Genomic DNA, 26,978 nt, shown 5'->3' with positions numbered 1-26,978 from the left:
GGGGGCTTCAGGAAACGGATACGGGAACGGATTCGGGAACGGATTCGGGAACAGGAGCTAGTTCGGAGGTTGGATGTCGAACAGGAACTGGAGCAGGAACGAAGGCTGGATCTGAAACAGGGGCTGGTTCTGGAACCAGGCCAAGGTCTGGAGCAGAGGCTGGATCTGGATCTAGGGCTCGAAGCGGACCAAAGACTGGATCTGCAACTCGAGCGCCAGTGGAGTCAGGCTCCTGCGCCAACCCTGCAGCGACCGGTGCCAACGGCACCGCCAGCGGCTCGATCATTGGCTGGTGCAATGGCTCGTTCATGGCGCTGCGGGCCGCTAACCACTGGTCTGAGCTGGGCATGGTGAGGCAGTCGTCGAACCAGGGGCCACCCAGGGTGTAGTGCAGGATTTTCGGGGCGGCCGGCAGCGGTTGCACCCCCACCAGCACGTTCCATTCGGGCGGTAATGCGCCGATCTGCTCGTCGGCCAGCCAGTGGAACTGGTGCAGCTCCAGGCCCGAGGCGGTGTTCACAAACGCCGGCGTGAGCGCCGCGCAGCGCGCGCAGTTGAAGAGCATCACTGACGACCAGTTCTTGCGGCCGTAGGGCGTCTGGGGCATGCCCTGGAACTTCAGCCCCTCCGCGCACACGTGCTGGTGCTTGACCAGCTGCACCGCACAGCGCTCGTCGCGCAGGGCCCAGAGCTCGGCGAGATCCGCCAGACAGAGCATGTCGGCATCAATGAACAGGGCCCAGCCCTGGTAGCCCGCCAGCCAGGGCACCAGGAAGCGACTGAAGGAGAAATCGGTGCTCTGACGCGGATCGCGCTCCCGCTGGTACACCTCCACCAGCTGATCGAGCCGCACCTGGCCGATCAACAGCGGCAGGCTGGAGCGGGCCTGAAAGGAATCGGCGAGCACGTTCACCGCCACCCGCTCGCGCGGGTCGTAGCCGATGAACACGCGCGGGATCTCGAAGCCGGCGGGTGTGTGGGTCATGCCCCCTCCGCCGGCACCATTGGCTGGCAGAACTGCCGCAGCAGCAACCCGGCAAAGCGCAGCTTCAGGCCCAGCTTGGCCAGCAGCGCGCCGGGCTCTGCTTTGCGTGCCTGCATCTGCTGGAAGCAGGTCACCAGGCGGTCGCGCAGCTCCAGGTACTGGCCCTGGTCAAGGTCGAACACCCAGGGGAAGGCGCGGCGGGCGGTGCGGTTGGTCTGGCGCATCACCTCGGCATCGAAGCGGCGGGGGTCCATGCCCAGCAGGCGGTAGAAATCGCCCCGCTCACACACGGTGAGGCTGTGGGTGAGAAACACCGACCAAAGAAAGAATCGACTCAGCAACTTGCCGCGCAGCCCCTGCTTGAGCCCGGGCCAGCAACGGATCAGCAGGTTGAAGATGTCGCCGTGGCGGTTCTCGTCCTGGCACCAGGGCTCGAAGAAATCAAACAGCGGCGCAAAGGCGTTGTCGGGGTGGGCTTTGAGGTGCCGGTCGATCAGGATGTAACGCCAGTAGCCGATCTTCTCGGACAGAAAAACGGAATAGAGCACCCAGCTGAGCGGGAACCAGGTGATCGGCCGCTTGGTGCTCAGCTTGGGCAGATCGAGTTCGATCCCTTCCGCCACCAGCGCCCGGTTGAGGAAGCCGGCATGGCGGGCCTCATCGCGGGCCATCAGCTGGAACAGGCGGCCCAGCTCCTGACGCTCGGCCTGAAACAGGCGGCGCGAGAGCTCCTTGAACAGCAGAAAGCCGGAGAACTCCGACACACAGGAGCGCACCAGATAGCTCTCGTAGGCGGTCTTGGCTTCCGGGCTGAGGGCGCGCAACCGGTCGAGCGGGGCCTTGCGGTCGAAGTGTTCGCGGTTGTGGTCGGCCTCCATTTCGGCGAGCATCGCCTCGAAGGCGGGCCGCTGCTGCTCCAGGTCGGTGCGAGCGGCCTTGTCGATCTCAGTGGTGTAGAAGCGGGGCGTCAGCAGGTCTTCGCGCAGGTGGGGCGCGGCGGGGGTGGCGGCGGCGGCCGACTGGCTGATGGTGGCGGTCATCGGGAAGCGCTCATGAAGGGGGTGGGGGCGGATGCGGCGCGGGCATAGGCGATGGCATCGGCGCCGTAGCGGTGCAGGTGGAACCACTGCTGCAGGTCGAGCAGCCAGCTGAGCCGCTCGGCGCTGTCGGCAGGGAGGCGGGCGGCGAGCTCGGCCGCCTGGCGGTGGCTGAGCCGGTGGCCGGGGCAGAGGCAGCCGGCTTCGGCCAGCCAGCGCTCCTCCAGCCGCAGATGCAGGCCCAGCGCCCGTACCAACTGCTGGCAGAGGCTGGTGCGGGCCTCGCCATCGATCAGCTGCTCCAGCAGTGCCTCGATCCGGCTGTGCTGCCGCTCCAGCAGCTGGCTGCGCTGAGACCAGAGCCGCGGCCAGGGACGGCTGCGGCTGCGCCAGCGCCAGAGACCATGCGGCAGGGCGGCCGGCCGTGCTGCCGGCGCAGGGGGCGCCGTGGCCGGGGAGGGGGCAGGGAGCGTCAACGCCAGCGGCATTGTTCAACGCTATAACGACATCGTGATGATAGAGGATGGCAGCCGGCTGGCGGCGATCCGGCAACAAAAGCCACTAGGCGAATGAGCTACTGAGCCTCTGGGCCACAGCGATCCCCGCAGAGGCTTCAGCAGTGATCCGAGCAGTGATCCGAGCAGGGATCCCGGCGCCGATCCCTGCATCGATCCCCGCAACGAGCTGGCGCCTGGCCCCAGCTCCCCTCGCCAGCGTCAAGCAGGTCGCCCAGGAGAAGGCCTGGACCTGTGCTGCTGCCGGCCACTTCGGCAGGCTCCCTCCTCCTTGCGGATCGCCGCGATTGACCATCGCCGAAATCGCCCGCGGCACAGGGGCTTTTCAACGGCTTCTCAACGCCTGCGCTGGCCTGAAAAAGGCTTTGCGACGGTTGACGGCAACGACGGCTACTGTCTGAGCCACCCATTCCCGGCAGATCGCCGGCTGGCACCGCCTCCATGGCTCCTTTCCGGTTGCTTGAACTGCTGATCCTGGGGGCGGTCCTGGCAGGTTTTGCGGGCCTGCTGCTGCGCCGCAACCTGTTCCTCAAGGTGATGTCGATGGACGTGATTGGCTCTGCGGTGGTGGCCCTGTTCGTGCTGGTGGGAGCCCGCTCCGGTTTGCGCAGCCCGATTCTCTCGGCCGCTGGCCCTGGCCCCGCTGGCACCGGAACCGCTGTCGCCTCAGCCACGGATGCTGCCGCGGCAACGGCCTGGGCCGACCCCATCCCCCAGGCGGTGATCCTCACGGCAATCGTGATCGGCCTTTCGATCCAGGCCCTGCTGCTGGTGGTGATCACCCGCCTCTCGCGCATCGATCCCGGCCTGGATCTGGCGAGCTTTGACACCGGCGGCCAGCGCTGATGCCCAGCTTCATGCCGCTGCTTTCCGCCAAGGGGATGGTGATCGCCTGGCTGTTGCTGCCTTTCCTGGCGGCCTTTCTGGCGGCCGTGTTGCCTCCGCTGGCCCGGTGGCTGGCGCTGCTCTGCTGCCTGGCTACGGCAGCGGTGGCGGTGGCGATTCAGCTCGGCAGCCTTCCCGTCAACGTCGACCTGCTCGGGGCCTACGGGGTGGCCCTGAAAACCGATGCCTTCGCGGTGCCGTTCCTGCTGCTCAATGCCCTGGTGTGCAGTGCCGTGGTGATCGACAGCTGGGAGCGGCCGCTGCCCGGCCCTTTTCTGCTGCTGCTGATGGTGCTGCACGGCGGGTTGTCGTCCGCCTTCGTGGTGATGGACCTGGTCAGCCTCTACGTGACCCTTGAAGTGGTGGGGATCAGCGCCTTTCTGCTGATCCTGATCAGCCGCTCCGACCGCTCGCTGTGGGTGGCCCTGCGCTACCTGCTGATTGGCAACACGGTGATGACCCTGTTCCTGATTGGCGCGGCCTTGGTGTATCTGGAGCGCGGCAGCTTTCGCTTCGAGGCCGTGGCGGGCACCACCAGCATCGCCGCCCTGGCGTTGCTCCTGGTGGGCTTGCTGATGAAATCCGGCCTGTTCCTCTCCGGCCTGTGGCTGCCCGTCACCCATGCGGAGGCGCCGGCCGAAGTGTCGGCGCTGCTCTCGGGCGTGGTGGTCACCGCCGGCATCGCCCCGCTGCTGCGGCTCAGTTGCGGCGTGCCGGCCCTGGGCCCGGTGATCACGGGCATCGGCCTGGCCAGCGCCGTTCTCGGTCTGGTGTTCGCCCTTGCCGACGCCGACGCCAAGCGCCTGCTGGCCTGGAGCACGTTGTCGCAGATGGGGCTGGTGGCGCTCTCACCGGTGGCCGGCGGCTTCTACGCCCTCAGCCATGGCACCGCCAAGGCCGTGCTGTTTCTGGTGGCGCGTCGCTTCCCCGGCCGGGCGCTGCAGGGCTGGCGTGAGCGCCCCCTGCCCGCCGGGGTGTGGTGGCCGCTGTGCATCGGCTCGCTCTCGATCGTGGGCCTGCCGCCATTGGCGGGCTTTGCGGCCAAGACGGACCTCTCTGGGGCGCTCTCTCTGCCGCTGGAGGTGGCTGTGACGCTGGTGAGCATGGGGACGGTGGCGGTGTACGCCCGCTTCTGGGGTGCGCCGTTGCTCCACAGGACGGCGCCGGTGGTTGGGCTGAGCTCCGGCGGTGAAGCCCCTGAACCCGCCTGGTCGCTTGGTGTGATCCTGCTGGTGCTGGCGCTGGTGGTGATGGGTTCTGCAACCCTGCCCTCGACCGCCTCGCCGTTCAGCGCCGTGGCCAAGAGCGCCATGGTGTTGCTGGGCGGCTGGGGGCTGCACACGCTCGTTGAGGGGTTGCGCCTGCCGGAGAGGTTGCGATTGCCGGATCTCGAAGGCCTGTCCGACCTGCTCGGCGGCATCGGTGTGGTGGGGGCCGGTCTGCTGCTGATCCTGAACCGATGAGACGCCTGCTTCCTCTGCTCCTGAGTACCGCCTTCCGCCTGGCGCTGTGGTGCCTGCTCACCAGTGACCTGAGCCGGCTCAACCTGCTGATCGGGCTGGTGGTGGCGCTGTTGCTGCCCCGGGCGCGCTCGCGGCCCCTGCCGGTGCGGGTGTTGCTGAAGGCCACGGTGCGCGGTCTGCTGGCGATCCCGCAGGCGTTCGCCGAAGCGCTGCGGCTGGTGATGGCCCCGGCCATGGTGGAACGGGAAGACAGCGAGCCGGCCACCGATCGGGCCCTGCCGCTGCTGGTGTTCCTCGACGTGTTCCGCATCACGCTCACGCCGTTCACGATCGTGCTCGGCCTGGAGGATGGCGGCCGGCGGTATCGCATCCACACCCTCACCCCCGCCAGCAAGGAGGACTCCGAACCATGACCGTGTTGCTGTGGGGCATGGTGCTGGCCCTGCTGATCCCGATCGCCGTGGCCTGCCGCCCTTCTGATGTGTGGGACCGACTGGCGGCCTTCTCCAGTGTGTCGTCAAAGGTGGCGCTGATCATTCTTGTGGTGTCGGTGATGCGCGACGACCGCATGCTGGGGCTGGTGGGGGCGATCGCGCTCAGCGCCGGCAACGCCGGCATGCTGCTGCTCGCCAACCTGCTGCGGGGGGTGGAGCGGTGATGGCCCACTCCCTGGTCGATCACGCCAGTGCGGTGCTGCTGGGCGCCGGTCTGGTGCTCTGGTTCTGGGGCACCTGGCCCCTGCTGGGCACCCACAGCTATCTGCGCAAACTGCACGCCCTTTCGGTGGCCGACACGCTGGGCTCCTTGCTGATGCTGCTCGGCCTGCTGCTCCGCATTCCCGGCCAGTGGCCGCTGCTCACCCTGGCCCTGCTGGGGTTGGTCGTGTGGAACACCATCTTCGGGTATGTGCTGGCGGCGTGCTCCCTGCCGCCGCCGCCCCAGCCAGCCACCGAGCAGGACAGCGCCCCATGAGCCTCCCGTTGACCCTGGCGGGGGAACTGGATCTGCTCCTGCCGATCACCGCCCTGCTGCCCCTCACTGCCGTGTTGCTGGTGAGCCAGACCAACCCCTACCAGACCCTGGTGCTGCGCGGCATCCTTGGGTCGGTGGCCACCTTGCTCTACGCCCTGCTGGGGGCGCCGGACGTGGCGATCACCGAAGCGCTGGTGGGCACCCTGCTCTCCACCACGCTCTATGCCGTGGCGCTGCGCTCGTCGATGGCGCTGCGGCTGTCGTTTGTGGAGCAAGATCCCCCCTCGCCGCACTGCCAGCAGCTGCTGCGCACCTGGCTGGAGCCGGCGGGCCTGCGATTGCGGCTGGTGCCACCTGCAGAGTTGGCCCTCAGTGCCAACAGCAGTTGCCATGGCCGCCTGGAACCTGGTCAGCGTCTGGTGGTGCTGAACCCACTCGTGCTGAAGCGCCTGCAGGCCCTTGATGGGTACCGCTCCTGGCGGGAGAGCGGCGGCGCCCTCGAACTGGCCGAAACCCCATGACCTGGCTCTACCTGGTGGCGGCCACCGCCCTTTGCCTCTCCCCGCTGGCGACGGCGCTGCCGCCGGCGGGCGATGTGTTGCCGCTGATCAACACCCTCGTCGAGCAGACGAACGTGCCGAACCTGGTGTCGGGCGTGATCCTCTACACCCGCCTCTACGACACGGTCACCGAGGTGGTGGTGTTCACGCTGGCGTCGATCGGGGTGCGGTTTCTGTTTGCGGGGGAGCCCGCCAAGCCCACGGTGCGTGCGCTCGATGATGCGCCCTCGGTGGTGCTCTGCCAGCTGAGCGGCACGATCGCGGCCCTGATCGGTGTGGAGCTGGCCTTGCGCGGTCATCTTTCCCCCGGCGGTGGGTTTGCCGCGGGGGTGGCCGGCGGCACGGCGATCGGGCTGGCGCTGATCAGCGGCTCGGCGGTGCTTTCCGATCGCCTTTACCGCAACTACCGCGCCGACCTGTGGGAGAAGGTGGCGGTGATCGCCTTCGTGCTGCTGGCCGCGCTCACCCTGGGCGGTCTGCTGCCGCCGCCCGGCGCATTCGGCAGCCTGGCGGGCGGCAGCTGGATCCCGCTGCTGAATGTGCTGGTGGCGATCAAAGTGACGCTCGGCTCCTGGGCGATGGTGCAGCTGTTCGTGCGCCACCGAGGCTTGCTCTAGGCACTGGTTTGCCGCAGCGTGGAGCCGCGGTCGCCGGCGATCACCTCGATGCCGCCGCGGATGCGCTCGCGCAGGGCGCCCACGTGGCTGATCAGGCCGATCATGCGACCGCCTGCGCGCAGGCGGTCGAGTTCGTCCATCGCCAGTTGCAGGTTGTCGGGGTCGAGGCTGCCGAAGCCTTCATCGATGAACAGGGCCTCCAGGGGCACGCCGCCGGCATGGGCCTGCACCGTGTCGGCCACCCCCAGCGCCAACGCCAGCGACGCCTGGAAGGTTTCGCCGCCCGAGAGGCTGCTCACCTCCCGCTCCTCGCCGGTGTAGGCATCGAGCACCCGCAGGCCGAGGCCGGCATGGCGGCCGCCGTGGCCCCCCTCATCGGTGAGGCGCAGCTGGTAGCGGCCGGAGGTCATCAGTGTCAGCCGCTGGTTGGCGAAGCTGCAGATGTCGGCCAGGTAGGCGGAGAGCACCCAGCGCTGCAGGGAGATGTAGGGCGCCGCCTTGCCCTGGCAGCGGTTGGCCACGGCGCTGAGCAGCTCCGCTTTGGCCCGCTGCCGCGCCAGGCCGGCGGCCCGCTCCCGGTGCAACGCCGTGAGCCGCTGGATTTCAGCCTGGGCGCCCCGCGCTTCGCTGTGCCGCTCCACAGCGGTGGTGCGCAGCTGATCGGCGTGGGTTTCCGCCGCCAGAGCAGCGGCGGTGTCGGGCCGCTGCTCTGGCACATCGGCCAGGTCAGGGGCGGCCAGGGCGCCCTGCAGTTCGATCACCTGCTTGTCGTAGGCCTCGATCCGCAGCGCCCACTGCTGGCGCTTGGCGGCGTCAATCAAGGCAGCGCTGGCCTCACTGGCGCTGCCAAAGGGGGAGGCGGCCAGTTCGCCGGCGAGCCGCTGCGCCGCCTGCTCCTGGCGGGCCACGGCCCGGGCGTGGCTGGCGGCAGCGGCGATCAAATTGCGCAGGGCGCTCTCCAGCGGCGCGAAGGCCGCCAGCACCGCGGCGGGATCCAGCCCGGCGCCCAGCTCCTGCGCCACGGCAGCCACCAGTTCGGCGGCGCGGCCGCTGGCCTCCTGCTGGGCCCTGCGCTCCAGCGCCGTCGCCGTGCGGGCCGCTTCGATGGCCTGCTGCAGGGCCTGGCCCTGTTGCTCACGTGCCTTGGTGCCCTGCTCAAGGGCAGCGCGGCGAGCCGCCTGGGCGCTGGCGGCGGCGAGGGCCCCGCTGGCGGCGCTTGCGGCCAGCGCAGCGGCGGCCACATCGCTGCCAGCACCAGCTTTCTCCAGCACGCTCTGCAGCGCCGCCTCGGCCTGGGCCATGGCCACACCGGCGGCCCGCACCGCCGTGTTGGCGGCCACCAGCTGCTGCTCCACCGCCTGGATCTCGCCGTCGCTGACGGCATCGGCGGAGGGCAGGGCCGGCTGCGGGTGGGCCGTGGAGCCGCACACCGGGCAGGGGCCACCGGCCTCCAGGCCAGCGGCGAGACGCGCCGCCATGCCCTCGATCTGGCGGCGGCGCAACGCGTTGAGCGCGGCGTTCTGGGCATTGAGCCGCTGATCGGCGGCATTGCGGGCGGCCACCGCCTCCAGCTGCCGGGTCTGGGCCGGGGCGATCGCAGCGGCGGCGGCGGCCTGGGCCGTGGCCTCACGGGCGGCGCGCTGCAAGCCGTCGAGTTGGTCGTGGGCGGTGCGGGCCTCGGCGAGCGCGGCGAGCTCCTGCTGCTGCAGCACCTGCAATTGCTGCAGCCGGGCGCTGGCCTCGGTGGCCTGCGCCTCGGCGGCGGCGGCCCGCTGGCTGGCGGCGGCAGCGGCCTGGCTGGCGCCTGTGGCCTCCTGGGCTTTTTTGGCCAGTTCCCGCACCTCGGCGGCCCGGGCCGCCAGATCGGCGCCGGCACTGCCGAGCGCTTCTGGCGACGGCAGCACGGCGAGATCCAGGGCCTGCACCGCGCTTGGCAGTGCCGGGGCCTGCGCCTGGGTCCGCCGGGCATGGAGCAGGCCGCTGCGGATCTCCTGCTCCAGTTGCGCCAACGCCTGTTGTGCCTCCAACTCGGCCGCCAGGCTGGGGCGCAGCGCTTCGGCCCGTTCCGCCCGCGCCAGGCGTTGACGGAAATCGAGCACCAGCGGCTGCTTTGCCTCCAGTTCGGCGAGCTGGGCGGCAGCGGTGGCGCGCCTGTCGAAGCGCTCCGCCAGCGCCTCGTGCTGGGATCTGGTGGCACGCGCCGCCTCGAGGGCTTCGCCCGCCTGGTGACGGGCGGCGGCGCTGGCCTCCACCACCGCAGCGATCCGCTCCACCAACGCATCGAGGCCGGCCTGATCCGCAGGTGCTGCCAACCCCCCAGGCCCCTGGCCCTCCACCAGCGCCGCAGACCCAGCCGCCTCCGCGTGTTCCGCCGCCTCTGCATACGGCAGCCAGGCGTGGCCGGCCTGGTCGCGCAGCACGGCCTGGGCATCGTGTTGCTGCTGAACGGCCAGGCGCGCCGCCTTGGCCTGGTCGTCGAGCCACCAGCCGGCCCGTTCGTAGAGGACGGTGTCGAAGAGGGTCTTGAGCAGGGCTTCGCGGTCGTCGGCTTTGGCGCGCAGCACCTCGGCGAAGCGCCCCTGGGGCAGCAGGATCACCTGGCGGAACTGGGCGGCGTTGAGCCCCACCAGCTGCTCCACTTCACGGCTCACCTCGGTGGTTTTCGCCGCCACCGGCTGCTCCGCGCCGTTGGCAGCCAGCCGCATCAGCAGCGCCTGCGGTGGCTTGTCGACGAAGCCGTGGCCGCGGGCCTTGGCGGCGGTGTGGGCAGGGCTGCGCTCCACCCGGTAGCGGGCCTCACCGCAGGAGAACGCCAGGCTCACGCGCGGCACGGCGCCGGGAGCGGCGTGATCGGAGCGCAGCCCCTTGACGCTGCGATCGCCCGATACTTCTCCATAAAGGGCGAAGCAGAGGGCGTCGAGCAGGAAGGTCTTGCCGGCGCCGGTGGTGCCATGGATCAGGAACAACCCTTCGGCAGCGAGCGCATCGAAATCGATCGTCACCGGATCGGCGTAGGGCCCGAAGGCCTCGATCGACAGCTGGTGCGGCTTCACCGCTCCCCTCCCCGCAGCGCCTGCGCCAGGGCGGCCTCCAGCAGTTCCGCCTCGGCAGTGCTGGGCGGCCGGCCCTGCTGGTCGTTGAAGAAATCGGTGGTGAGGGCAAGGGGCGAGCTGGCCTGCCGCACCTGGCGGCGCCGTTCATCGCCGCTGGCGTGGGCCCGCTGCGGCGGCTCGTGGCGCAGCTCGGCGATGTAGGGGAAGCGGGCGCGCAGGCGGGCCATGGCCTGCAGCGGCAGGGCGTCGTCGGTGAGGATCGCCCGCACCCGGGCGGGCTCGGCGGCGGCGTGGGCGGGATCACTGCAGAGCGCTTCGATCGGGCCGCGCAGGGTGCAGAGCGGCCGGCCCACCTGCAGCGGAATCACCTGCACGGCTGCCGGTTCCGGTGCGCCGGGGCTGGCGGCCAGTTCCACGATCCGCACCGATTTGATGTGGTCCTGTTCGGAGAAGGAATAGGGCAGGGGTGTGCCGGAATAGGCCACCCGGGGGCCATCGAGCTGCTGGGAGCGGTGCAGGTGGCCGAGGGCCACGTAGTCGAAGCCGGCGAAGGCCTCCACGCTGACCCGGTCCACGTTGCCCACGGTGAGCTCCCGCTCCGACTCACAGCTGGCGCCACCGGCCACGAAGGTGTGGGCCACCAGCACGGCGCGGTGGCCGGGCCGCGCGCTCAGGTCGGCGCGCAGGCGGGCGAGGGCCAGGCGGGTGACCTCCTCATGGCGCAGGCGGCCGGGTGCCCCCGAGAGGGCGGGGCCGTCCACCGATGGCTCCAGGTAGGGCAGGGGGTAGATCGCCACCGGCGCGCCGCCGCCTTTGGGGTGCACCAGCACCGGCTCCTGGGCGCGGCGCACATCGCCCCGCACCGTCACCTTGAAGGCGCAGAGCAAGGGGTCGTACACCGACACCCGCACATGGGAATCATGGTTGCCGGCGATGGCCACCACCGCCGTGCCACCGGCGCTCAGCCGGGCGAGGGCGTCATTGAAGAGCGCCACCGCTTCGGCGGGGGGAATGGCGCGGTCGTAGAGGTCGCCGGCGATCAGCACCGCCTCCACCTGGTGCTCAGAGGCGAGCGCCACGATCCGCGCGATCGCCGCCGCCTGCTCGTCCAGCAGCGAAACGCCGTGAAAGCTGCGGCCCAGGTGCCAGTCGGAGGTGTGCAGCAGACGCATGGGGCCAAGGTAGGCAGGGGCAGGCGCCTACGGCTCCCGGCGCGCCAGCCCCAGCGCCCGCACCAGCGGCGCGAACGGTTTGAGGAAGCGGCTTTCGTGCAGGCGGCCCTTCAGCACCCGGTGCCAGTACACCCAGGGAAAGATCCGCGTTTCCACCAGGAACATGCTCCAGCGCTCCTTGGTGGGATCCACCAGGAAGGAACTCACCGGCTGGAGGGTGTAGTCGAATTCGGCCATCACCACGCTGTGGAAGCTGGTGATCAACGGGCAGGCGGTGTAGCCGTCGTAGTGGGCCAGCAGCGCGCGGCCATCGAGCCGGGCCAGCAGGTTGGCCACCAGCACCGGCGCCTGGCCGCGCACGGCGGCGAGGCTTTTGGCGGTGGGCAGCGAGCTGACATCGCCGAGCGCGAACACATCGGCGTAGCGCTTGTGCTGGCAGGTGAGCTTGTGCACCTCCACCCAGCCGCCGGGCCCGGTGATCGCCAAGGGGCTGCTGGCCACCACATCCGGCGCCGCCATCGGCGGCACCACATGCAGCAGATCGAAGCGGATCTCCTCGTGGCGGGGCTCGCCGCCGGGCTCACTCACTTCGAACACCGCCACCTGCTCGGTGGCCCGCACGTCGATCAGGTTGTGGAGCGTGCGGGCGTCGATGTGACGGCGCGCCACGATCTGCTCCACCGTGGTGTTGTAGGCCTCCACTGGATAGAGCTTCGCCATGGCGGTGCAGAAGATCACCTGGGTGTTGACGCCCACGCCGCTGCTGGCCTGAAACACGTCGTCGGCGAGGTACCTCACCTTCTGGGGCGCGCCGCCGCACTTGATCGGTGTGGCGGGATGGGTGAACAGGGCGGTTCCCCCCTGGAAGCCGCGGATCGCCGCCCAGGTGGCGGTGATGTGATCGCGGGAATAGGTGCTGACGATGCCGTGCTGGCCGAGCGCCTCCGGCAGGCCCTTGATGCGGCCCCAGTCGAGCTGGAGCCCGATCGCCACCACCAGCGCGTCGTAGCGGAGCACCTCCCCGGCAGCCGTGATCACCCGCTGGGCCTCGGGCTCGAAGCGGGCGGCGCTGCTCTGGATCCAGCAGGCCCCCGGCGGGATCACGCTGGCTTCGGGGCGGTGGGTGGAGGCGAGCGGCAGCAGGCCGGCGCCGGCGGGGATCCAGCCGGACTGGTAGTCGTGAACGGTGGCGGGCTCGAGGATCGCCACATCCAGGCCAGGCCGGGCCCGCAGCAGCTGGGCCGCCACGGTGATCCCGCCGGCACCACCGCCCACGATCAGCACCCGGTGGTGGCGCTCGCTGCTGGGTTCTGCCACTGGGATCCACCGGCGTTGGCCTATCCCTAGCCAGGCCAGCACGGGCCAGTCCAGATCGCACACGAACCGACGCGTTCAGGCCCATGAAGCGCCAGCTGGTGGCGCGGTGGATCGGCTGGGAAGCGGCCAGAGATCGGATGGGAAAGGGCGGCCTGCGGCCACGTCTCAGACATCTCGCTAGCGTTATGAAGTCATTGCTTATGCGCCACCATGCCCTTCTTCCATCGACTGCCGGCCCCTTCGGAACAGGCAGGCCCCAGCACGCCGACAGGGCCAGCCCAAGCGCCTGGGCCGTTTGCTCTGCTGCCGCTCGTGCTGCTGGCCTTGCTGATGGGCGTGCTGCTGGGCGGCACGCCGGCGCAGGCGGAAGAGAGCTGGTCGCTCAGCGACGGGGCCGGCCACCGCCTGGCCGCCAAGGTGTTTGAGCAGCCGTTTGCGGAGTACCCCTCCGGCCTGCGCCTCCGCCTCAATGCGGTGGACGGCAAGACGAGCCTCAATCACACCCGCCAGCTGGTGTTGAGCGATTCGCTCGGCCAGGAATGGAGCCTGCCCAACCGCAGCGAAGAGCTGGTGCAGAAAGGGGAGGCCGCGGGGCCGGCCGGATCGGCCCAGTTCGATCTCGATGCCCTGCTCCCCCGCCCGAGTGAAGCGCTGCCGCTCCATCTCACGGTGCCCACCGGCGCTGGCGAAATCGGCTTCGATCTCACGCCCGATCAGGCGATGACCCTGCATGCCATGGGATCGGTGCCGCGCGGCGGCGCCGCTTAGGCCACCGGCTGGCCTGCTGCCGTCCAGCCGGCAAAGCCCGGCGCGAAGCCCCGTACGCGCTCGTAGCCGTGCAGGTGCAGGGCCATCACGCCGAGCGCCGAGCGGTAACCGCTGGTGCAGTAGAGCACCACGTCGCGATCGCGGGGAAGGGCCTCGAGCTGGTGGACGAGGTCCTGGAGCGGCAGGTTGATGGCGGCAGGGATGTGGCCCCGGCGGAAATCGGCGGGGCTGCGCAGATCCACCAGCAGGGGGTTCCCGCTGGCGATCCGCGCCTTCAAGGCCGGCACCGAACCGATGGCCAGCACATCGGCGGGCAGGGCATCAAGGAACTGGTCCACGGCCAGCTCCACCGGTGTCAAGGCGCCGGCGGCTGCAGGCCCCGCTGCCCCAGTGGCAGCTGCCGCAGCGCCCGGTCCCAGCAGCAGGCAGACGGCGAGGCTGAGCCCCGCCAGCCAGGCCACCAACGGCTGCCAAATGGTCCGCAGCACAGTGGTCCGCAGTGCAGGCGCTTGCCGCGCAGTGGAACGAAGCAGTGCCATCAGCCCATTGCAGGGGCAATGGCGGGCGTGAGCGCGGGCGCGGACGTGAGCAGCTTCTGCACGATGGCGACGCCGCTGATCGCCTGCCAACCGAACAGGGTGAGCACGAGGCCGTTGGTGGTGACGTGCAGGGTGCGGGCCCAATCTTTACCTTTCTGCAGCGAGGGGCCGAGCGAGGCGGTGATGATCACCAGTGCGGCCACACCAAGACCCACGAACAGGTGCGGCCCGATCAGCAGCTTGCCGTGCTTGAGAAAGGTGACACCCATGCCACCGACGGCGCCGAGCAGGGTGACCGCCAGGATCACGGGGCCAAGCCGGGCATGGCGCGCGCCGTAATGCTCCAGCAGCATGGCCTTGCGCTCGTCGGGGCTGGCCTTGCGGATCAAGCTGGCCTTGAAGCCGAGATAGCCCGAATAGAGCATCAGACCCAGCAACCCCCACATCAGTACGGGGTGAACGAAGTTGAGTGTGAAGGGCATCGAACCGGGGCGGGGTCTTCTGCACCATGGCCACGATCGGGCGCCGTGAATCGCCAGCGGCCTTGCTGATCACGAAACGTGAGTGCTGGGCCGGGGCTGGAGCTCACGGCGCTGAGCGAGGCGGCTCGGTTCAGGGCGCCAGTCGCTCGATCCGCCAGGCGCTGCCTTCCCCCGCCCGCCGGTAGCGAAAGCGATCATGCAGCCGGTTGGGCCGCCCCTGCCAGAACTCGAACTCGGCCGGCACCACCCGCAGGCCGCCCCAGGCCGGCGGCAACGGCACCTCACCACCGGCGAAGCGGCGCGCCATCGCCTCCCATTGCGCTTCCAGCAGCGAGCGCGAGCTGATCACGGCGCTCTGCTGCGACACCCACGCCCCCAACCGGCTGCCAAGCGGCCGTGAGAGGAAATAGGCGAGCGAATCGGCCGTGCTGATCCGCTCGGCCCGGCCCAGGACCATCACCTGCCGCTCCAGCCCGTACCAGGGAAACAGCAGGCTCACCTGGGGGTGGGCGGCGATCTCGGTGGCCTTGCGGCTGTCGTAGTGGGTGAAGAACACAAAGCCGCGCGCATCAAACGCCTTGAGCAGCACGGTGCGGGCGCTGGGACGCACACCATCGCTGGTGCCCAGCACCATGGCGTTGGGTTCCGTCAGCTCCGCTGCCACCGCCTGCTCAAACCAATGGCGGAATTGCGCCACCGGATCGTCCGCCAGATCGGCCCGGCGCAGGGCGGCCTGCTGGTAGTGGCGGCGCAGCGGGGCGGGATCGGGGGAAGTGGCGGGCATCAGGTGGCGATCAGGCGCAGGGCTTGGCTGCCGCCGGCCACGGCCCCGCAGCCCAGGCGGCGATCGAAGCTCACCAACGTGCCTCCATGGTGCACCGCCAGCGCCAGGAGGTAGGTGTCGGTGAGGTGCCCCGCCTCCAGCAGCTGGGTGGCGTCCACCAGCGGTGCGTCGCCCCCTGGCGCGGCGAGCAGGCTGATGGCATCGGGCCAGAAGTGGTGGCGTGGATGGCGGATCAGCTCCTGCATCAGGGGCGCCACCACCGCCGGTGGCCCCGGGCTGTTGGGGTAACGGGGCTGGCCGAGGATGCGCAGCACCGCGTTCTGGGTGAGCGGGCAGGTGGCCCAGCCCGCTGCCTGGGACGCGGCAAACCAGCCATGGGCCTGCTCATGGTGCACATGGCGCCCGTCGAGCAGGGCGATCACCACGTTCACATCCAGCAGGGCTGCGCTCACGCCAGTTCGTCGCGCAGGCTGTTGATGTGCTCGAGGTCGACCGGAGCGCCTTCCGGCTGCCAGGGCAGCAGGGGCAAGCCGTTGCGATGGCTTGCGCTGGTGCTGGCGGCGCCCGGAGGTGGGGCCACCAGCCCCTGGCGGGCCAAGGCGCTGATCACGGTCCCCAGGCTGGTGCGCTGTTGCCTGGCCAGCACCCGGGCCGCCGCCAGCACGTCGTCGTCAAGCTGCAGGGTGGTGCGCATCTGATGTGCACGCATCAAGCATCAACCCTAGCCCGATTCGCCCGCGGCGATGTGCGCTCCGAGGCGGGTTGAACCTGCAGAACGAGCGCACCCAAAACCACCCCACCCCAGGCAGACTCCCCCCAACGACGACTGACCTGATCCACCCGTGCCCGATCCGGATCAGCTCAACGACTTCCTAGAAGCCCTGGAAACGGCCGGCAGCCCCGCTAAAAATGCCGCCCTGCGGGACGCACTCGGCTGGGAGGAGCCCCTCTATGAAGAGTTGAAGGCCGCACTGGTCGCCAAGGGGATCGTGGTGCGGGGCAGAGGCCGCAGCGACAGCGTGTCCCTGGTGGGGGCCGAGCCGATAGCGCAGCAGCCCGCACCAGCCAAAGCCCCCCGCAAGGGGAAAGCCTCAGGCAACGGCACCCCAAAGGACAAATCCCTCGAAACCTGGATCTGGGATGCAGCCTGTTCGATCCGTGGCGCCAAGGACGCGCCGAAATACAAGGACTACATCCTGCCGCTGATCTTCACGAAGCGGCTCTGCGATGTGTTCGACGACGAGCTGAACCGCATCGCCGCCGAGGTGGGCTCACGTGAGAAAGCCTTCCGCCTCGTGTGGCGCGACCACAAACTGGTCCGCTTCTACCTGCCACTGGTGCCAGAGGACCCAGAACTGCCGGTGTGGACTGTGATCCGCAGGCTGGCAGGAGGCATTGGTGAAGGTGTTACCACCCACATGCGCGCCATTGCCAGAGAAAACCCGCGCCTACAGGGCATCATCGACCGGGTGGACTTCAACGCCACCACCCACGGCCAGCGCGACCTCGACGACGACCGCCTCTCCAACCTGATCGAGGCGATCAGCACCAAGCGCCTGGGGCTGAGCGACGTGGAGGCCGACATCATCGGCAAGAGCTACGAATACCTGATCCGCAAATTCGCGGAGGGCAGCGGCCAGAGCGCTGGAGAGTTCTATACCCCGCCCGAGGTGGCCAGCATCATGAGCAAGGTGCTGCAACCGGGGCCCGGCATGGAGATCTACGACCCCTGCTGCGGCTCCGGCGGCCTGCTGGTGAAGTGCGAAATCGCCATGGAAGAGAGCGTGCGGGGCTCAAACGGCACCGCCATTGCACCGCTGAAGTTGTTCGGCCAGGAGTATGTGCCGGAAACATGGGCGATGGCCAACATGAACATGATCATCCACGACCTGGAGGGCCAGATCGAGATCGGCGACACGTTCAAGAAACCCTGGTTCAAAAACTCAGCGGGCAAACTGCGTACGTTCGATCGCGTGGTGGCCAATCCGATGTGGAACCAGGACTGGTTCACGGAAGCCGACTACGACAGCGACGAATTCGACCGCTTTCCACCGGGGGCAGGTTTCCCTGGCAAGTCGTCGGCGGACTGGGGCTGGGTGCAGCACATGCACGCCAGCCTCAAAACCAGCGGCCGCGCCGCCGTGGTGCTCGACACCGGCGCCGCCTCCCGTGGCTCGGGCAATGCCGGCACCAACAAGGAAAAGACTGTGCGCCAGTGGTTCGTGGAGCACGACCTGATCGAGAGCGTGCTCTACCTGCCCGAAAACCTCTTCTACAACACTACGGCTCCAGGCATCGTGCTGTTCCTGAACAAGGCCAAGCCAGAGGAGCGCCAGGGCAAGGTCTTCCTCGTCAACGCTAGCCAGGTGTTCGAGAAGGGGGATCCCAAGAACTTCATCCCCGACGCAGGCATCCGGCGGATTGCCGATACCCTGATTGGGTGGAAGGAAGAGGAGAAACTCAGCTGCGTCGTAGATCAGGCTAAGCTGAAGAAAAACGACTACAATATCTCACCCAGCCGCTACATCAACACCGGTGATGCCGAAACCTACCGACCGATTCCGGAGATCGTGGAGGAACTGAAGGCCATCGAGGCTGATGCGAGGGAGACGGACAAGGCGTTGAAGGAAATTTTGGAGAAGATTGGGGTATGAGCGATTCCAACCTACTTATAGAACCGCTGCCAACTGGATGGGAAAACCACCGGTTCGGTGACATCTGCGGCCGTGTGAAGGACTCTTATAAACCGGTCGATGGCGGGGGCACACCGTATGTCGGCTTAGAACACCTAGCTCAAGGCTTCCCGGCATTCGTCGGTCGAGGAACAGAAAGTGAGATCAAGTCATCGAAGACTGCTTTTAAAACTGGCGACATCCTCTTCGGGAAGCTGCGACCGTATCTACGCAAAGGCGCACAAGCAGACTTCGAAGGGGTTTGCTCAACGGATATCCTTGCTTTCAGAGCTAAGACTGTCTGCGAGTCTGCATTTCTCAGATTCTTGGTTCACAGCGACCAGTTCATCGAACACGCAAAATCGACAACGAGCGGTGTCCAGCACCCGCGAACATCGTGGCCTTCACTGAAGGAGTTTCGCCTCTCAGCCCCACCACTCCCTGAACAGAAGAAGATCGCGCACATCCTGTCAACAGTGCAGCGGGCGATCGAAGCACAGGAGCGGATCATTCAGACCACCACCGAGTTGAAAAAGGCCCTCATGCACATGCTCCTCACTGAAGGGCTGCGGGGGGAGCCTCAAAAGCAGTCGGAGATTGGGCTTGTGCCCGAGAGTTGGGATGTCGTACCAGTCGGAGATATTTGCCGCAGCATCGTTCCAGGCCGCAATAAACCAAAGGTCTTCGATGGCGATATCCCGTGGCTCACGACGCCGAACATCAAGGATCTCACTTACATTAATGCCGATGTGGATGGGCTTCGCGTTAGCTTGGAAGAGCTGAAGTCCTCTGGAGGGCGCCTGATTCCAGAGAAGAGCGTCATCATGTCTTGTGTGGGCGAGTTTGGTGTCAGCGCAGTTACAAACATCGAAATCGTCATCAACCAGCAACTTCACGCTTTCGTTTGTCCGAAGAATCTGAATCCGCTCTTTCTTTCCAACCAACTGCGCTACCGAAAGCGCTACATGCAGAGCATCGCCGCGATCACGACCATTCCTTACCTCAACAAGAGCAAGTGTGAATCGGTGCCAATCGCGCTTCCTGGTCGCGAAGAACAGGATGAGATTGCCGAGGCTTTTGAGACGTTGGCCTCGAAGCGCAACCAACACATCGCGCACCGACAGGTGCTCCAAGACCTCTTCCGCACCCTCCTTCACGAACTGATGACCGCGAAGATCCGTGTTCACGACCTGACTTTGACAGCAGGCTAACTTTTCTCAATGAACTCATGCCACCTAATGACCTTAGAATCACTACATAAAATGGCTACAGCAGATCAAATTAAATCTCTAATACGCTCGCATCTCAGCGATGATGATGAGCGCTTTTTCACTCTTGCCCTGCAGGTTGCAGCTCATGAGGCTCAACAAGGGCACACTGGGCTCGCGCATGATATCCGCGAGATCGTAGACAAGAGTCGGAAGACTCGGGGAACCAACACGCTGTTGAGATTTCCAAGAGATTTGGGGGGGATGGTACTGTCAGAGACTTCCGATACTCCGCTCTCTGCGTTAGTGATTCCAGACGTTTTTCGTGATCGAATTCAGAGAATTATTCATGAGCATCGGCAGCAAGAGAAATTAAAGAAGCACGGACTCTCAAATCGTAGAAAGATTCTCCTCTCCGGCCCTCCCGGAACCGGGAAGACCCTTACCGCCCGCGTTCTTGCACACGAGTTGCGCCTTCCGCTGTACACGATCCAGGTTGATAAGCTCGTCACCAAGTTTATGGGCGAAACCAGTGCAAAACTTCGCCATATATTTGATCTTATTAGAGAACAGCGGGGCGTTTACCTTTTTGATGAGTTTGACGCCATCGGTGGCGAACGATCTCTGGAAAATGACGTCGGAGAGATGCGACGGGTTCTCAACGCGCTATTACAGTTTATCGAGCAGGACGATTCTGAAAGTCTCATTATTGGAGCGACGAACAATCCATTGCTCTTGGATCGCGCACTGTTCCGGCGATTTGACGATGTGCTGCACTATGAGTTGCCGGATGAAACATCGCGCCGGCATTTAATCGACAATGTTCTTGGCTGCTTCAAGGGTCGTCTTGGATGGAAGTCGATTATAGAGCAGAGCTCCGATCTAAGTCATTCCGAGATCGATCACGCATGTAGAGATGCGATCAAGGAAGCAATACTAGAAGACAAGAATAAAGTTGATAGCAAGGCATTGATCAGGTCACTTGTCGAAAGACAGCAAACGCACGATCGAAAGTGATCCATGGCTGGCGAAAGATTTTCTCATCTATTCCTTCCTGGTCCATCTTATAGTCGAGATGACTACAGTAGCCCTCGTCGAGGAGGTGACGGCCCACGGCTTCGTGCACAGAATAGGGTAGTGCATGCGGCAGTTGTGAGGCGAGCACTGGAAACAGCTTGGCAGCAAGCTGAAGAACGGCGTGCAGTAGCACATTCCTTAAGACAAGGAGTCTATCTTGAGTTTTCAAGCGAGCCAGGATTTAATCTGACTCTTAAGAGTCTGGAGTCACGTCAGGCAGGAATAAAACTCCTAAATGTACGAACTGAGGGACAAGACGGAGAGGAGATCACTAGGGCAACGGTCTTTATTCCGCAGGAGAAGAGGGCTCACTTTTTGCAGAAGGCGATCGCCTATGCAACGGAAGACAATCCGCCAAAGCAGGACGGAACGACCACTCCGAAGAATGCGCCGCTGATCGAGAGTATTGGGGACGTAAGGGCCGCCATCCTCGAGTCATCATTTTGGCAGGATGCTCCTGATCGCCTTCCTGGGGATGCTCCCGAGTGGGTGGAAGCCTGGTTAAGCACTGAGGATCTTAACGTCATTGAGGCATTTGACCACTTATGCGATGATCAAGGAATCGTTCTTGGCGAAGGTTCTCTCTCCTTCCCAGAGCGAACTGTGCGGCTAATTCTGGCGAATCGGCAACAATTGGAATCTCTAGTTGAGCATTCGGATTCAATTGCTGAATTTCGCCATGCACGAGAGGTTGCCACCTTCATTGTAGAGCAAAGCAACGCGGATCAATCTGAATGGGTACACGAGCTTTTGGGGCGAACGTCTGTTCAACTCCAGAATGACGTCTGTGTTCTGGTGCTCGACCACGGAGTAAACAATGGTCACAGACTCTTGGAGCCGGTTTTGCCGGATGAAGACTGCCATGCTGCAGACTTATCTTGGGGGGCGCAGGATGACCACGGTCATGGGACATTGATGGCAGGAACTGCAGCATACGGGGATATCCTTGATTGCCTCGAAAGTGGGTCTCCTATCATTGTCAAGCACGGTTTGGAATCAGCGAAGATTCTTCCTCCACCGCCAGAGGAAAACCCACGCAGACTTTGGGGCCACTTCACTGCCCGAGGAATCAGTAGAGCGGAAATTCAAGCACCTCAACGTAAGCGCGTGATTTGCATGGCAGTCACTAGTTGCGATGAGCTCAATCGCGGCCGCCCCTCTTCATGGTCCGGTGGAATTGATGAGTTAGCCTCTGGGTATTCAGATGACCGTCGACGACTGATCATCATCAGCGCCGGAAACGTTAAAGATCCGGAAGATTGGATGCGTTTTCCTGATTCCAACATTACATGTGAAGTTCAGGATCCAGCGCAGGCTTGGAATGCTTTAACAGTGGGGGCCTTTACTGAGAAAACCCACATTTCCGATCCATTTCTTAATTCTTACAGAGCAATTGCGGAAGCAGGAGACCTCTCACCATTTTCATGTACATCTTCGTCTTGGCCGAACAGAAAATGGCCAATTAAGCCAGACGTTTGTTTTGAGGGCGGAAATGTTGCTGCAGGGCCACATGATACGGTTTTCGATACTGATGACTTGAAGCTCCTTTCTACCTACCACGATCCTGGAGTCGCACAGTTTTCATCTTTCGACGCTACGAGTGCCGCTTCTGCTCAGGCTGCATGGATGGCTGCGCGTCTACAGACTGAGTATCCCGCCGCTTGGCCGGAAACGATTCGGGGGTTGATAGTTCATTCGGCACAGTGGACTGACACTCAAATGCGAAAGTATCTTCGGGGGACTTTAAAAAGTGACTACTACAATCTGGCCAAGATCTGCGGCTATGGAGTTCCGAGTCTTGAACGCGCTATCTCATGCGCCTCAAACTCGTTATCATTGATTTCAGAAGCTAATCTTCAGCCATTTGACAGGCATGAAACTCAGAGTCGCTACATATCAAAGGACATGCATGTCTACCGGTTGCCGTGGCCAGTTGATGTCCTTCAGGAACTCCGTGAGTTGCCGCTTCAAATGCGGGTAACACTCTCATATTTTGTAGAACCTAGCCCTGGCGAATTTGGATGGAAAGATCGTTATCGTTATGCTTCACACGCCCTCAGGTTCGAGCTGAATGGCCCAGGAGAGGACGAAGAGGAATTTGTCCAAAGGATCAACCGGAGAGCACGGGATGATGACGAGCATCCAGGAACAGAGGGCGCTGCCGATCATTGGATGCTAGGCGAAATCAGAAACGTAGGCTCCATTCATTCTGACCTCTGGTCTGGCACTGCTGTTCAGCTGGCTGGCTCAAATTTGATTGCAGTGCATCCGGCTGTGGGTTGGTGGCGAGAGCGTGCCCATCTTGGCAGATTCAATCGGCAAACTCGTTACTCATTGATTGTGTCGTTTACTCTCCCTGGTCAGGAAGTTGATATTTACACACCCGTAGCGGTGCAACTTGGAATTCCTACGCCGATTGAGATTACGATTTGATGGCACGCCCCCGCCCAGAGAACACTAGAACGTCCACGCGCGAATGCTCGAATCCACTGAGGGCTTCGGCTTGCTTCCGCGGCCGCGGGATGTCCCGCCAGTGAGGTAGAAATTCACGTCATGAGTACCCCCGGAGAACACAAAACCGTCCAATCCCGCAGCCTCGCCTACGCCAAGGCCATCGGTTGGACGATTGTGTCCCGCGAGGAAGCCGAGCGGCGGCGAGGGTTTGCTCCGGCCTTGCCAACTGCCGACCGCGCCAGGAACCGCTCGCTCTTCTTCGACGATCTGCTTGACGCCAAGGTGCGAGAGTACAACCCGCGCTATGCCGAGGCAGAAGGAGCCCTGCTCGGGCAGTTCCGCCACTTTCAGACGGATATTCATGGCAACCGTGAATTCATCGAGCACCTGCGCAACCGAGGCAAGTTCTTCGACCACGAGGAGAAGCGCGAGCGCGACCTGATCTTGATCGATTACGACGACCGCGACCGGGTGCCTTTGGCACGCAAGAACATCTATGAAGTCACCGAGGAGTGGGCCTTCCACAACGGTCACTACGGCACGCGAGAGGATGTGGTTTTTCTGATCAACGGCATCCCCGTGCTGGTGATCGAGTGCAAAAACGCCGATAAGCAGGAAGCCATCGATCTGGGCATCGATCAGATCCGCCGCTACCACCGCGAAACCCCCGAGCTGTTCGTGAGCCAGCAGCTGTTCACTGCCACCGATGCCATCGGCTTTTCCTATGGCGTGAGCTGGAACACGGTGCGGCGCAACCTCTTCAACTGGAAGCATGAACAGGTGGGCCAGCTGGAGGCCAAGATCAAGAGCTTCTGCGCCATCCCGCAACTCCTCGATTTCCTGCAGCACTACATCGTCTTCGCTGAGAAAGACGAAGAACTCAACAAGTACATTCTGCGCCAACACCAAACCGCAGCTGTTGATGCGTCCGTGGGCCGCGCCCTGGATCCCCACCGCCGGCGGGGCCTGATCTGGCACACCCAGGGCAGCGGCAAAACCTTCACCATGATCAAGGCAGCCGAGCGCCTCTTCCGCGCCCCCGAGGCCGACAAGCCCACCGTGCTGTTGATGATCGACCGCAACGAGCTGGAAGATCAGATGCTCAAGAACCTCGCCGCCCTCGGCCTGGGCAACCTGGAGCACGCCAACAGCATCGCCCGCCTCAACCAGCTCCTACGCGATGACTACCGGGGCATCATCGTGACGATGATCCACAAGTTCCGCGACATGCCCGCGGATCTCAACACCCGCTCGAACATCTATGTGTTGATCGACGAAGCCCACCGCACCACCGGCGGCGACCTCGGCACCTTCCTGATGGCCGGCCTGCCGAATGCCACCTTCCTGGGCTTCACCGGCACCCCCGTCGACAGAACCGTCTACGGCAAGGGCACCTTCAAAACCTTCGGCTGCGAAGACGACAAGGGATACCTCCACAAGTACTCCATCGCCGACAGCATCGAAGACGGCACCACCCTGCCCCTTTACTACCAGCTCGCCCCCAACGAGATGCTCGTGCCCCACGAGACCCTCGACGCTGAGTTTCTCTCCCTCGCCGAAGCCGAGGGCGTGGCCGACATCGAGGAGCTCAACAAGATCCTTGAGCGGGCGGTGAACCTCAAGAACTTCCTCAAGGGCAAAGACCGCATCCAGCAGGTGGCCCGCTTCGTGGCCAACCACTACCTGCAGAACGTGGAGCCCCTGGGTTTCAAGGCCTTTCTGGTGGGCGTCGACCGAGAAGCCTGCGCTCTCTACAAGCATGCCCTCGATGCCGTGTTCACCGAGATGGGCCTCCCGCCTGAGCTTTCGGAGGTGGTCTACACCGGCAACAACAACGACTCAGCCCTGCTCAAGGAGTTCCACCTCGATCCCAAGAAGGAACGCCAGATCCGCAAGAGCTTTGGCAAGCTCGACCAACACCCCAAGATCCTGATCGTCACCGAGAAACTGCTCACCGGCTTCGATGCACCCGTGCTCTATGCGATGTATCTCGACAAGCCGATGCGCGATCACACCCTGCTGCAGGCCATCGCCCGGGTGAACCGTCCCTACGAGAACGAGGCCCAGGAGATGGTGAAACCCCACGGCTTCGTGCTCGATTTCGTGGGCATCTTCGACAAACTCGAGAAGGCCCTCGCCTTCGACAGCGATGAGATCAACGCCATCGTCAAAGACCTCAAGCTGCTGAAGGTGCTCTTCCAGAACAAGATGGAGAGCAAGGCACCTGGCTACCTCAGGCTGATCGAGCAGAACTTCAACGACAAGGACGTCGACACCCTGATCGAGCACTTCCGCGATCCCGAGCGGCGCAAGGAATTCTTCAAGGAATACAAGGAGATCGAGATGCTCTACGAGATCATCTCGCCCGATGCCTTCCTGCGGCCGTTCCTGGAGCCGTTCACTACCCTCTCTGCCATCTACGCCATCGTGCGCAAGGCTTACACCATCACCGTGAGCGTGGATCGTGAGTTCCAACGCAAAACCAATGCTTTGGTGCAGGAGCACATCGGCACCCTTGCAGTCAGCGGTCCGCTGGATCCGGTAGTGATCAACAGCGAAACGATTGAACTCATCAAGGCACGGCAGGGTGGAGACGGCACCAAGGTGATCAACCTGGTGAAGAGTATCGAGAAGTTCGCGGACGATAACAGCGATGATCCCTTCCTGATCGCCATGGCCGAACGGGCCAGGCTGGTGCAGGAGAGTTTCGAGCAGCGGCAGACCTCCACATCCGATGCATTGGCGGAACTCTTTGCCGCGCTTCGACAGAACGAAACCCGCAAGCAGGAGCAAGCCGAGAAGGGCTTCGATGGGCTCACGTTCTTCGTGTACCGCACCCTGCTCGACGCCAAGGTCAACAATCCAGAGTCTGTGAGCACCAGGATCAAGGCCGCATTCGTTGCCTACCCGAACTGGAAGAAGAGCGAGAACGCCCTCCGTGAGCTTCGCAAGCAGGTCACCTACGCCATCTTCGCCGAATGCGACGAGTTGGAGCAGGTCACCCCGATCGTGGATGCGCTGTTCACCCCTCTGGAAAAGGCGGACCGCATCGGATGACCACCAACGACAAAGCGGCCTTCAAGGCTCGGGTGCGCGAGTGGGCGCAAAAGCTGGATGTGCATGTGGTTTGGCTCGCCATGCGTCCGATGCGCCACAAGTGGGCCTCCTGCTCCACCAACGGCCATCTCAACTTCAGCGTCGACCTGCTCACGCTCGACCAGGCCCTTTGGGACTACGTGATTGTCCACGAACTCCTCCACTTCAGCGTTCCCAACCACGGCAGGCTCTGGAAATCCCTGATGCGCGCCCATCTGGGCGATTGGGAGAAGGCTGAAGAGCAATTGAAGCGCCAGCCCGAATCGCTACCTCCACTCCATCCCACCCCATGACCCCTGCCCGTCCCTTCGCCCTGCGTCTGTTTGTGCCCTCCGGCCAGCCGGAGGGCATGCGGATCGTGGAGAAGACGAACTGGAGCGGCATCGTCTTCGTGGTGCCCCGCTCTCAGCTGAAGGAATTCACCCAGCGGGACGAGGCCGCCCGCCCGGGGGTCTATGTGCTCTCCGGCCCCGACCCGGAAGGCGGCGCCGATTGCGTCTACATCGGCGAAGCTGATCCCCTTGGCCGGCGCCTGGAACAACATCAGGCCAAAGAGTTCTGGACCACCGCCTTTGCCTTCACTTCCAAAGACGGCTACCTCAACAAGGCCCATGCCCAGCATCTGGAGGCCCGCCTGATCCGCCTGGCCCAGGAGGCCAAACGCTGCCGTCTGGAGAACGCAGTGCAGGGCCGCTCGATCACCCTGGCGGAAATGGACCGAGCAGAAGCGGATGGCTTCCTGGAGGAGCTGCTGCTCTGCTGCCCGGTGCTGGGCTTTCGCGCCTTCGAGCAGCCCAGCGGCAAGCCGGCCGCGATGAGCCGCAGGCTCTTTCACCTCAAGGGTCAGGATGCCTCGGGCCATGGCTTCGAATCACCCGGCGGCTTCACCGTGCTGCGCGGTGCCAAGGCACGCATCGAATTTGCTAACAGCACCTTGCCGGCGTTTGTGGCGGCCCGGGGGCAACTGGTAAGTCAGGGTGTGTTCCTGGAGGGAACAGGCAGCCTCACCCTCGCCCAGGATTACGAATTCACTTCCCCCTCGCAGGCCGCCGCGATGCTGCTGGCGCGCTCCGCCAATGGCCGTACCGAATGGAAAGACGACAAGGGCGTCACCCTCAAGGAACACCAGGAGCGGGCGGCGGCGGCAGCCTCCGGAGACGTTGATCCGTGAGACCCCTTTCAACGCACCTGCTATCCAGCCTGTTCCCATCTAGCGTCTGGCCAGTGACGGGCTCCCTGGTGAGACCGATGTCGAGTAACGGCGCTCCCCTCAAGCCCTGGGCGGTGACTCCCGAGAAGATCGCAGAAGTGGTGCGCCGGTT

Annotated in this window: 26 protein-coding genes; 15 read left to right on the top strand and 11 right to left on the bottom strand. The window is 64.7% G+C overall.

The genetic code is table 11. The features are described 5' to 3' along the window. Window positions 1–7: 7 nt before the first annotated feature. Genes KBY97_RS00210 through KBY97_RS00200 form a run of 3 tightly spaced genes read right to left on the bottom strand, consistent with a single transcriptional unit; the run spans window position 8 to window position 2,498 of the window. A complete protein-coding gene (locus KBY97_RS00210; RefSeq protein ID WP_315857121.1) occupies window positions 8–985 on the bottom strand; it encodes a hypothetical protein in 978 nt (325 codons plus the stop codon). Further along, window positions 982–2,025: a magnesium-protoporphyrin IX monomethyl ester (oxidative) cyclase gene (gene acsF, locus KBY97_RS00205; protein ID WP_255144623.1), complete on the bottom strand. Its 1,044-nt coding sequence runs from the start codon at window positions 2,023–2,025 to the stop codon at window positions 982–984. Before acsF ends, KBY97_RS00210 begins: the two co-directional genes overlap by 4 nt. Then, window positions 2,022–2,498, bottom strand: a complete 477-nt coding sequence (locus KBY97_RS00200) for a hypothetical protein (protein WP_255144622.1) — start codon at window positions 2,496–2,498, stop codon at window positions 2,022–2,024. The genes acsF and KBY97_RS00200 overlap by 4 nt, the downstream gene beginning before the upstream one ends. 480 nt (window positions 2,499–2,978) lie before the next feature. Between KBY97_RS00200 and KBY97_RS00195 the strand changes: the two genes are divergently transcribed. Genes KBY97_RS00195 through KBY97_RS00165 form a run of 7 tightly spaced genes read left to right on the top strand, consistent with a single transcriptional unit; the run spans window position 2,979 to window position 7,034 of the window. Next, a complete protein-coding gene (locus KBY97_RS00195; protein WP_255144621.1) occupies window positions 2,979–3,383 on the top strand; it encodes a cation:proton antiporter subunit C in 405 nt (134 codons plus the stop codon). A gap of 11 nt (window positions 3,384–3,394) precedes the next feature. Further along, on the top strand, window positions 3,395–4,885 hold the full coding sequence (locus KBY97_RS00190; protein ID WP_255144620.1) for a proton-conducting transporter membrane subunit: 1,491 nt from the start codon (window positions 3,395–3,397) through the stop codon (window positions 4,883–4,885). Continuing rightward, window positions 4,882–5,298, top strand: coding sequence for a Na+/H+ antiporter subunit E (locus KBY97_RS00185; protein ID WP_255144619.1), 417 nt, complete (start codon window positions 4,882–4,884; stop codon window positions 5,296–5,298). The genes KBY97_RS00190 and KBY97_RS00185 overlap by 4 nt, the downstream gene beginning before the upstream one ends. Continuing rightward, complete coding sequence (locus KBY97_RS00180) at window positions 5,295–5,543, top strand: hypothetical protein (protein ID WP_255144618.1); 249 nt, start codon at window positions 5,295–5,297, stop codon at window positions 5,541–5,543. Before KBY97_RS00185 ends, KBY97_RS00180 begins: the two co-directional genes overlap by 4 nt. Beyond that, entirely contained in the window at window positions 5,543–5,857 is a 315-nt protein-coding gene (locus KBY97_RS00175; protein WP_255144616.1) for a monovalent cation/H(+) antiporter subunit G, read from the top strand. The genes KBY97_RS00180 and KBY97_RS00175 overlap by 1 nt, the downstream gene beginning before the upstream one ends. Further along, entirely contained in the window at window positions 5,854–6,378 is a 525-nt protein-coding gene (locus KBY97_RS00170) for a hydrogenase subunit MbhD domain-containing protein (RefSeq protein ID WP_255144615.1), read from the top strand. The genes KBY97_RS00175 and KBY97_RS00170 overlap by 4 nt, the downstream gene beginning before the upstream one ends. After that, complete coding sequence (locus tag KBY97_RS00165) at window positions 6,375–7,034, top strand: MnhB domain-containing protein (protein ID WP_255144613.1); 660 nt, start codon at window positions 6,375–6,377, stop codon at window positions 7,032–7,034. Before KBY97_RS00170 ends, KBY97_RS00165 begins: the two co-directional genes overlap by 4 nt. Here KBY97_RS00165 and KBY97_RS00160 read toward each other — a convergent pair. Genes KBY97_RS00160 through KBY97_RS00150 form a run of 3 tightly spaced genes read right to left on the bottom strand, consistent with a single transcriptional unit; the run spans window position 7,031 to window position 12,576 of the window. Next, window positions 7,031–10,087, bottom strand: coding sequence for an AAA family ATPase (locus KBY97_RS00160; protein WP_255144612.1), 3,057 nt, complete (start codon window positions 10,085–10,087; stop codon window positions 7,031–7,033). The genes KBY97_RS00165 and KBY97_RS00160 overlap by 4 nt on opposite strands. Beyond that, window positions 10,084–11,259: an exonuclease SbcCD subunit D gene (locus KBY97_RS00155; protein WP_255144611.1), complete on the bottom strand. Its 1,176-nt coding sequence runs from the start codon at window positions 11,257–11,259 to the stop codon at window positions 10,084–10,086. Before KBY97_RS00155 ends, KBY97_RS00160 begins: the two co-directional genes overlap by 4 nt. A gap of 27 nt (window positions 11,260–11,286) precedes the next feature. Continuing rightward, complete coding sequence (locus KBY97_RS00150) at window positions 11,287–12,576, bottom strand: NAD(P)/FAD-dependent oxidoreductase (RefSeq protein WP_255144609.1); 1,290 nt, start codon at window positions 12,574–12,576, stop codon at window positions 11,287–11,289. 210 nt (window positions 12,577–12,786) lie between these two features. Between KBY97_RS00150 and KBY97_RS00145 the strand changes: the two genes are divergently transcribed. Further along, window positions 12,787–13,344 (top strand): DUF3122 domain-containing protein, encoded by a 558-nt coding sequence (locus tag KBY97_RS00145; protein ID WP_255144608.1) that lies wholly within the window; start codon window positions 12,787–12,789, stop codon window positions 13,342–13,344. Here KBY97_RS00145 and KBY97_RS00140 read toward each other — a convergent pair. The 5 genes from KBY97_RS00140 to KBY97_RS00120 form a co-directional block, all read right to left on the bottom strand. Beyond that, window positions 13,341–13,832, bottom strand: a complete 492-nt coding sequence (locus KBY97_RS00140; protein WP_255144607.1) for a rhodanese-like domain-containing protein — start codon at window positions 13,830–13,832, stop codon at window positions 13,341–13,343. The two genes, KBY97_RS00145 and KBY97_RS00140, sit on opposite strands and share 4 nt — an antisense overlap. 50 nt (window positions 13,833–13,882) lie before the next feature. Continuing rightward, window positions 13,883–14,365, bottom strand: coding sequence for a DUF4079 domain-containing protein (locus KBY97_RS00135; protein ID WP_255144606.1), 483 nt, complete (start codon window positions 14,363–14,365; stop codon window positions 13,883–13,885). A gap of 130 nt (window positions 14,366–14,495) precedes the next feature. Continuing rightward, a complete protein-coding gene (pdxH, locus tag KBY97_RS00130) occupies window positions 14,496–15,149 on the bottom strand; it encodes a pyridoxamine 5'-phosphate oxidase (protein WP_255144605.1) in 654 nt (217 codons plus the stop codon). Then, complete coding sequence (locus tag KBY97_RS00125; RefSeq protein WP_255144604.1) at window positions 15,149–15,601, bottom strand: TA system VapC family ribonuclease toxin; 453 nt, start codon at window positions 15,599–15,601, stop codon at window positions 15,149–15,151. The genes pdxH and KBY97_RS00125 overlap by 1 nt, the downstream gene beginning before the upstream one ends. Beyond that, window positions 15,598–15,843, bottom strand: a complete 246-nt coding sequence (locus KBY97_RS00120) for a CopG family transcriptional regulator (RefSeq protein ID WP_255144603.1) — start codon at window positions 15,841–15,843, stop codon at window positions 15,598–15,600. Before KBY97_RS00120 ends, KBY97_RS00125 begins: the two co-directional genes overlap by 4 nt. A 148-nt stretch (window positions 15,844–15,991) precedes the next feature. On the opposite strand from KBY97_RS00120, the gene KBY97_RS00115 reads away from it, so the two are divergent. From KBY97_RS00115 to KBY97_RS00085, 7 genes are all read left to right on the top strand, one after another. Next, window positions 15,992–17,803 (top strand): class I SAM-dependent DNA methyltransferase, encoded by a 1,812-nt coding sequence (locus KBY97_RS00115; protein ID WP_255144602.1) that lies wholly within the window; start codon window positions 15,992–15,994, stop codon window positions 17,801–17,803. Further along, the gene (locus KBY97_RS00110; protein ID WP_255144601.1) at window positions 17,800–19,032 is read left to right on the top strand and encodes a restriction endonuclease subunit S; all 1,233 of its coding nucleotides are present in this window, start codon (window positions 17,800–17,802) and stop codon (window positions 19,030–19,032) included. Before KBY97_RS00115 ends, KBY97_RS00110 begins: the two co-directional genes overlap by 4 nt. 27 nt (window positions 19,033–19,059) lie before the next feature. Then, window positions 19,060–20,046, top strand: a complete 987-nt coding sequence (locus tag KBY97_RS00105; protein ID WP_255144600.1) for an AAA family ATPase — start codon at window positions 19,060–19,062, stop codon at window positions 20,044–20,046. A gap of 135 nt (window positions 20,047–20,181) precedes the next feature. Beyond that, window positions 20,182–22,539, top strand: coding sequence for a S8 family peptidase (locus KBY97_RS00100; protein WP_255144599.1), 2,358 nt, complete (start codon window positions 20,182–20,184; stop codon window positions 22,537–22,539). Between the two features lie 120 nt (window positions 22,540–22,659). Continuing rightward, the gene (locus KBY97_RS00095) at window positions 22,660–25,617 is read left to right on the top strand and encodes a type I restriction endonuclease subunit R (RefSeq protein WP_255144598.1); all 2,958 of its coding nucleotides are present in this window, start codon (window positions 22,660–22,662) and stop codon (window positions 25,615–25,617) included. Beyond that, window positions 25,614–25,949, top strand: a complete 336-nt coding sequence (locus KBY97_RS00090) for a M48 family metallopeptidase (protein WP_255144597.1) — start codon at window positions 25,614–25,616, stop codon at window positions 25,947–25,949. The genes KBY97_RS00095 and KBY97_RS00090 overlap by 4 nt, the downstream gene beginning before the upstream one ends. Beyond that, window positions 25,946–26,827, top strand: a complete 882-nt coding sequence (locus tag KBY97_RS00085; RefSeq protein ID WP_255144596.1) for a GIY-YIG nuclease family protein — start codon at window positions 25,946–25,948, stop codon at window positions 26,825–26,827. Before KBY97_RS00090 ends, KBY97_RS00085 begins: the two co-directional genes overlap by 4 nt. Window positions 26,828–26,978: the final 151 nt, after the last annotated feature.

It is taken from the genome of Synechococcus sp. ATX 2A4, assembly GCF_024346375.1.
In the GTDB taxonomy this organism is placed as follows: domain Bacteria; phylum Cyanobacteriota; class Cyanobacteriia; order PCC-6307; family Cyanobiaceae; genus MW101C3.
Note: the sequence above shows the minus strand (reverse complement) of the source record. Positions and strands in the feature narration are given on the sequence as shown.

Bases quoted from the DNA above. Each gene is read 5' to 3' on its own strand.
- KBY97_RS00210 (WP_315857121.1), bottom strand. From the start codon at position 985: ATGACCCACACACCCGCCGGCTTCGAGATCCCGCGCGTGTTCATCGGC.
- acsF (WP_255144623.1), bottom strand. From the start codon at position 2,025: ATGACCGCCACCATCAGCCAGTCGGCCGCCGCCGCCACCCCCGCCGCG.
- KBY97_RS00195 (WP_255144621.1), top strand. From the start codon at position 2,979: ATGGCTCCTTTCCGGTTGCTTGAACTGCTGATCCTGGGGGCGGTCCTG.
- KBY97_RS00190 (WP_255144620.1), top strand. From the start codon at position 3,395: ATGCCGCTGCTTTCCGCCAAGGGGATGGTGATCGCCTGGCTGTTGCTG.
- KBY97_RS00185 (WP_255144619.1), top strand. From the start codon at position 4,882: ATGAGACGCCTGCTTCCTCTGCTCCTGAGTACCGCCTTCCGCCTGGCG.
- KBY97_RS00180 (WP_255144618.1), top strand. From the start codon at position 5,295: ATGACCGTGTTGCTGTGGGGCATGGTGCTGGCCCTGCTGATCCCGATC.
- KBY97_RS00175 (WP_255144616.1), top strand. From the start codon at position 5,543: ATGGCCCACTCCCTGGTCGATCACGCCAGTGCGGTGCTGCTGGGCGCC.
- KBY97_RS00170 (WP_255144615.1), top strand. From the start codon at position 5,854: ATGAGCCTCCCGTTGACCCTGGCGGGGGAACTGGATCTGCTCCTGCCG.
- KBY97_RS00165 (WP_255144613.1), top strand. From the start codon at position 6,375: ATGACCTGGCTCTACCTGGTGGCGGCCACCGCCCTTTGCCTCTCCCCG.
- KBY97_RS00155 (WP_255144611.1), bottom strand. From the start codon at position 11,259: ATGCGTCTGCTGCACACCTCCGACTGGCACCTGGGCCGCAGCTTTCAC.
- KBY97_RS00145 (WP_255144608.1), top strand. From the start codon at position 12,787: ATGCCCTTCTTCCATCGACTGCCGGCCCCTTCGGAACAGGCAGGCCCC.
- KBY97_RS00135 (WP_255144606.1), bottom strand. From the start codon at position 14,365: ATGCCCTTCACACTCAACTTCGTTCACCCCGTACTGATGTGGGGGTTG.
- pdxH (WP_255144605.1), bottom strand. From the start codon at position 15,149: ATGCCCGCCACTTCCCCCGATCCCGCCCCGCTGCGCCGCCACTACCAG.
- KBY97_RS00120 (WP_255144603.1), bottom strand. From the start codon at position 15,843: ATGCGCACCACCCTGCAGCTTGACGACGACGTGCTGGCGGCGGCCCGG.
- KBY97_RS00110 (WP_255144601.1), top strand. From the start codon at position 17,800: ATGAGCGATTCCAACCTACTTATAGAACCGCTGCCAACTGGATGGGAA.
- KBY97_RS00105 (WP_255144600.1), top strand. From the start codon at position 19,060: ATGACCTTAGAATCACTACATAAAATGGCTACAGCAGATCAAATTAAA.
- KBY97_RS00095 (WP_255144598.1), top strand. From the start codon at position 22,660: ATGAGTACCCCCGGAGAACACAAAACCGTCCAATCCCGCAGCCTCGCC.
- KBY97_RS00090 (WP_255144597.1), top strand. From the start codon at position 25,614: ATGACCACCAACGACAAAGCGGCCTTCAAGGCTCGGGTGCGCGAGTGG.
- KBY97_RS00085 (WP_255144596.1), top strand. From the start codon at position 25,946: ATGACCCCTGCCCGTCCCTTCGCCCTGCGTCTGTTTGTGCCCTCCGGC.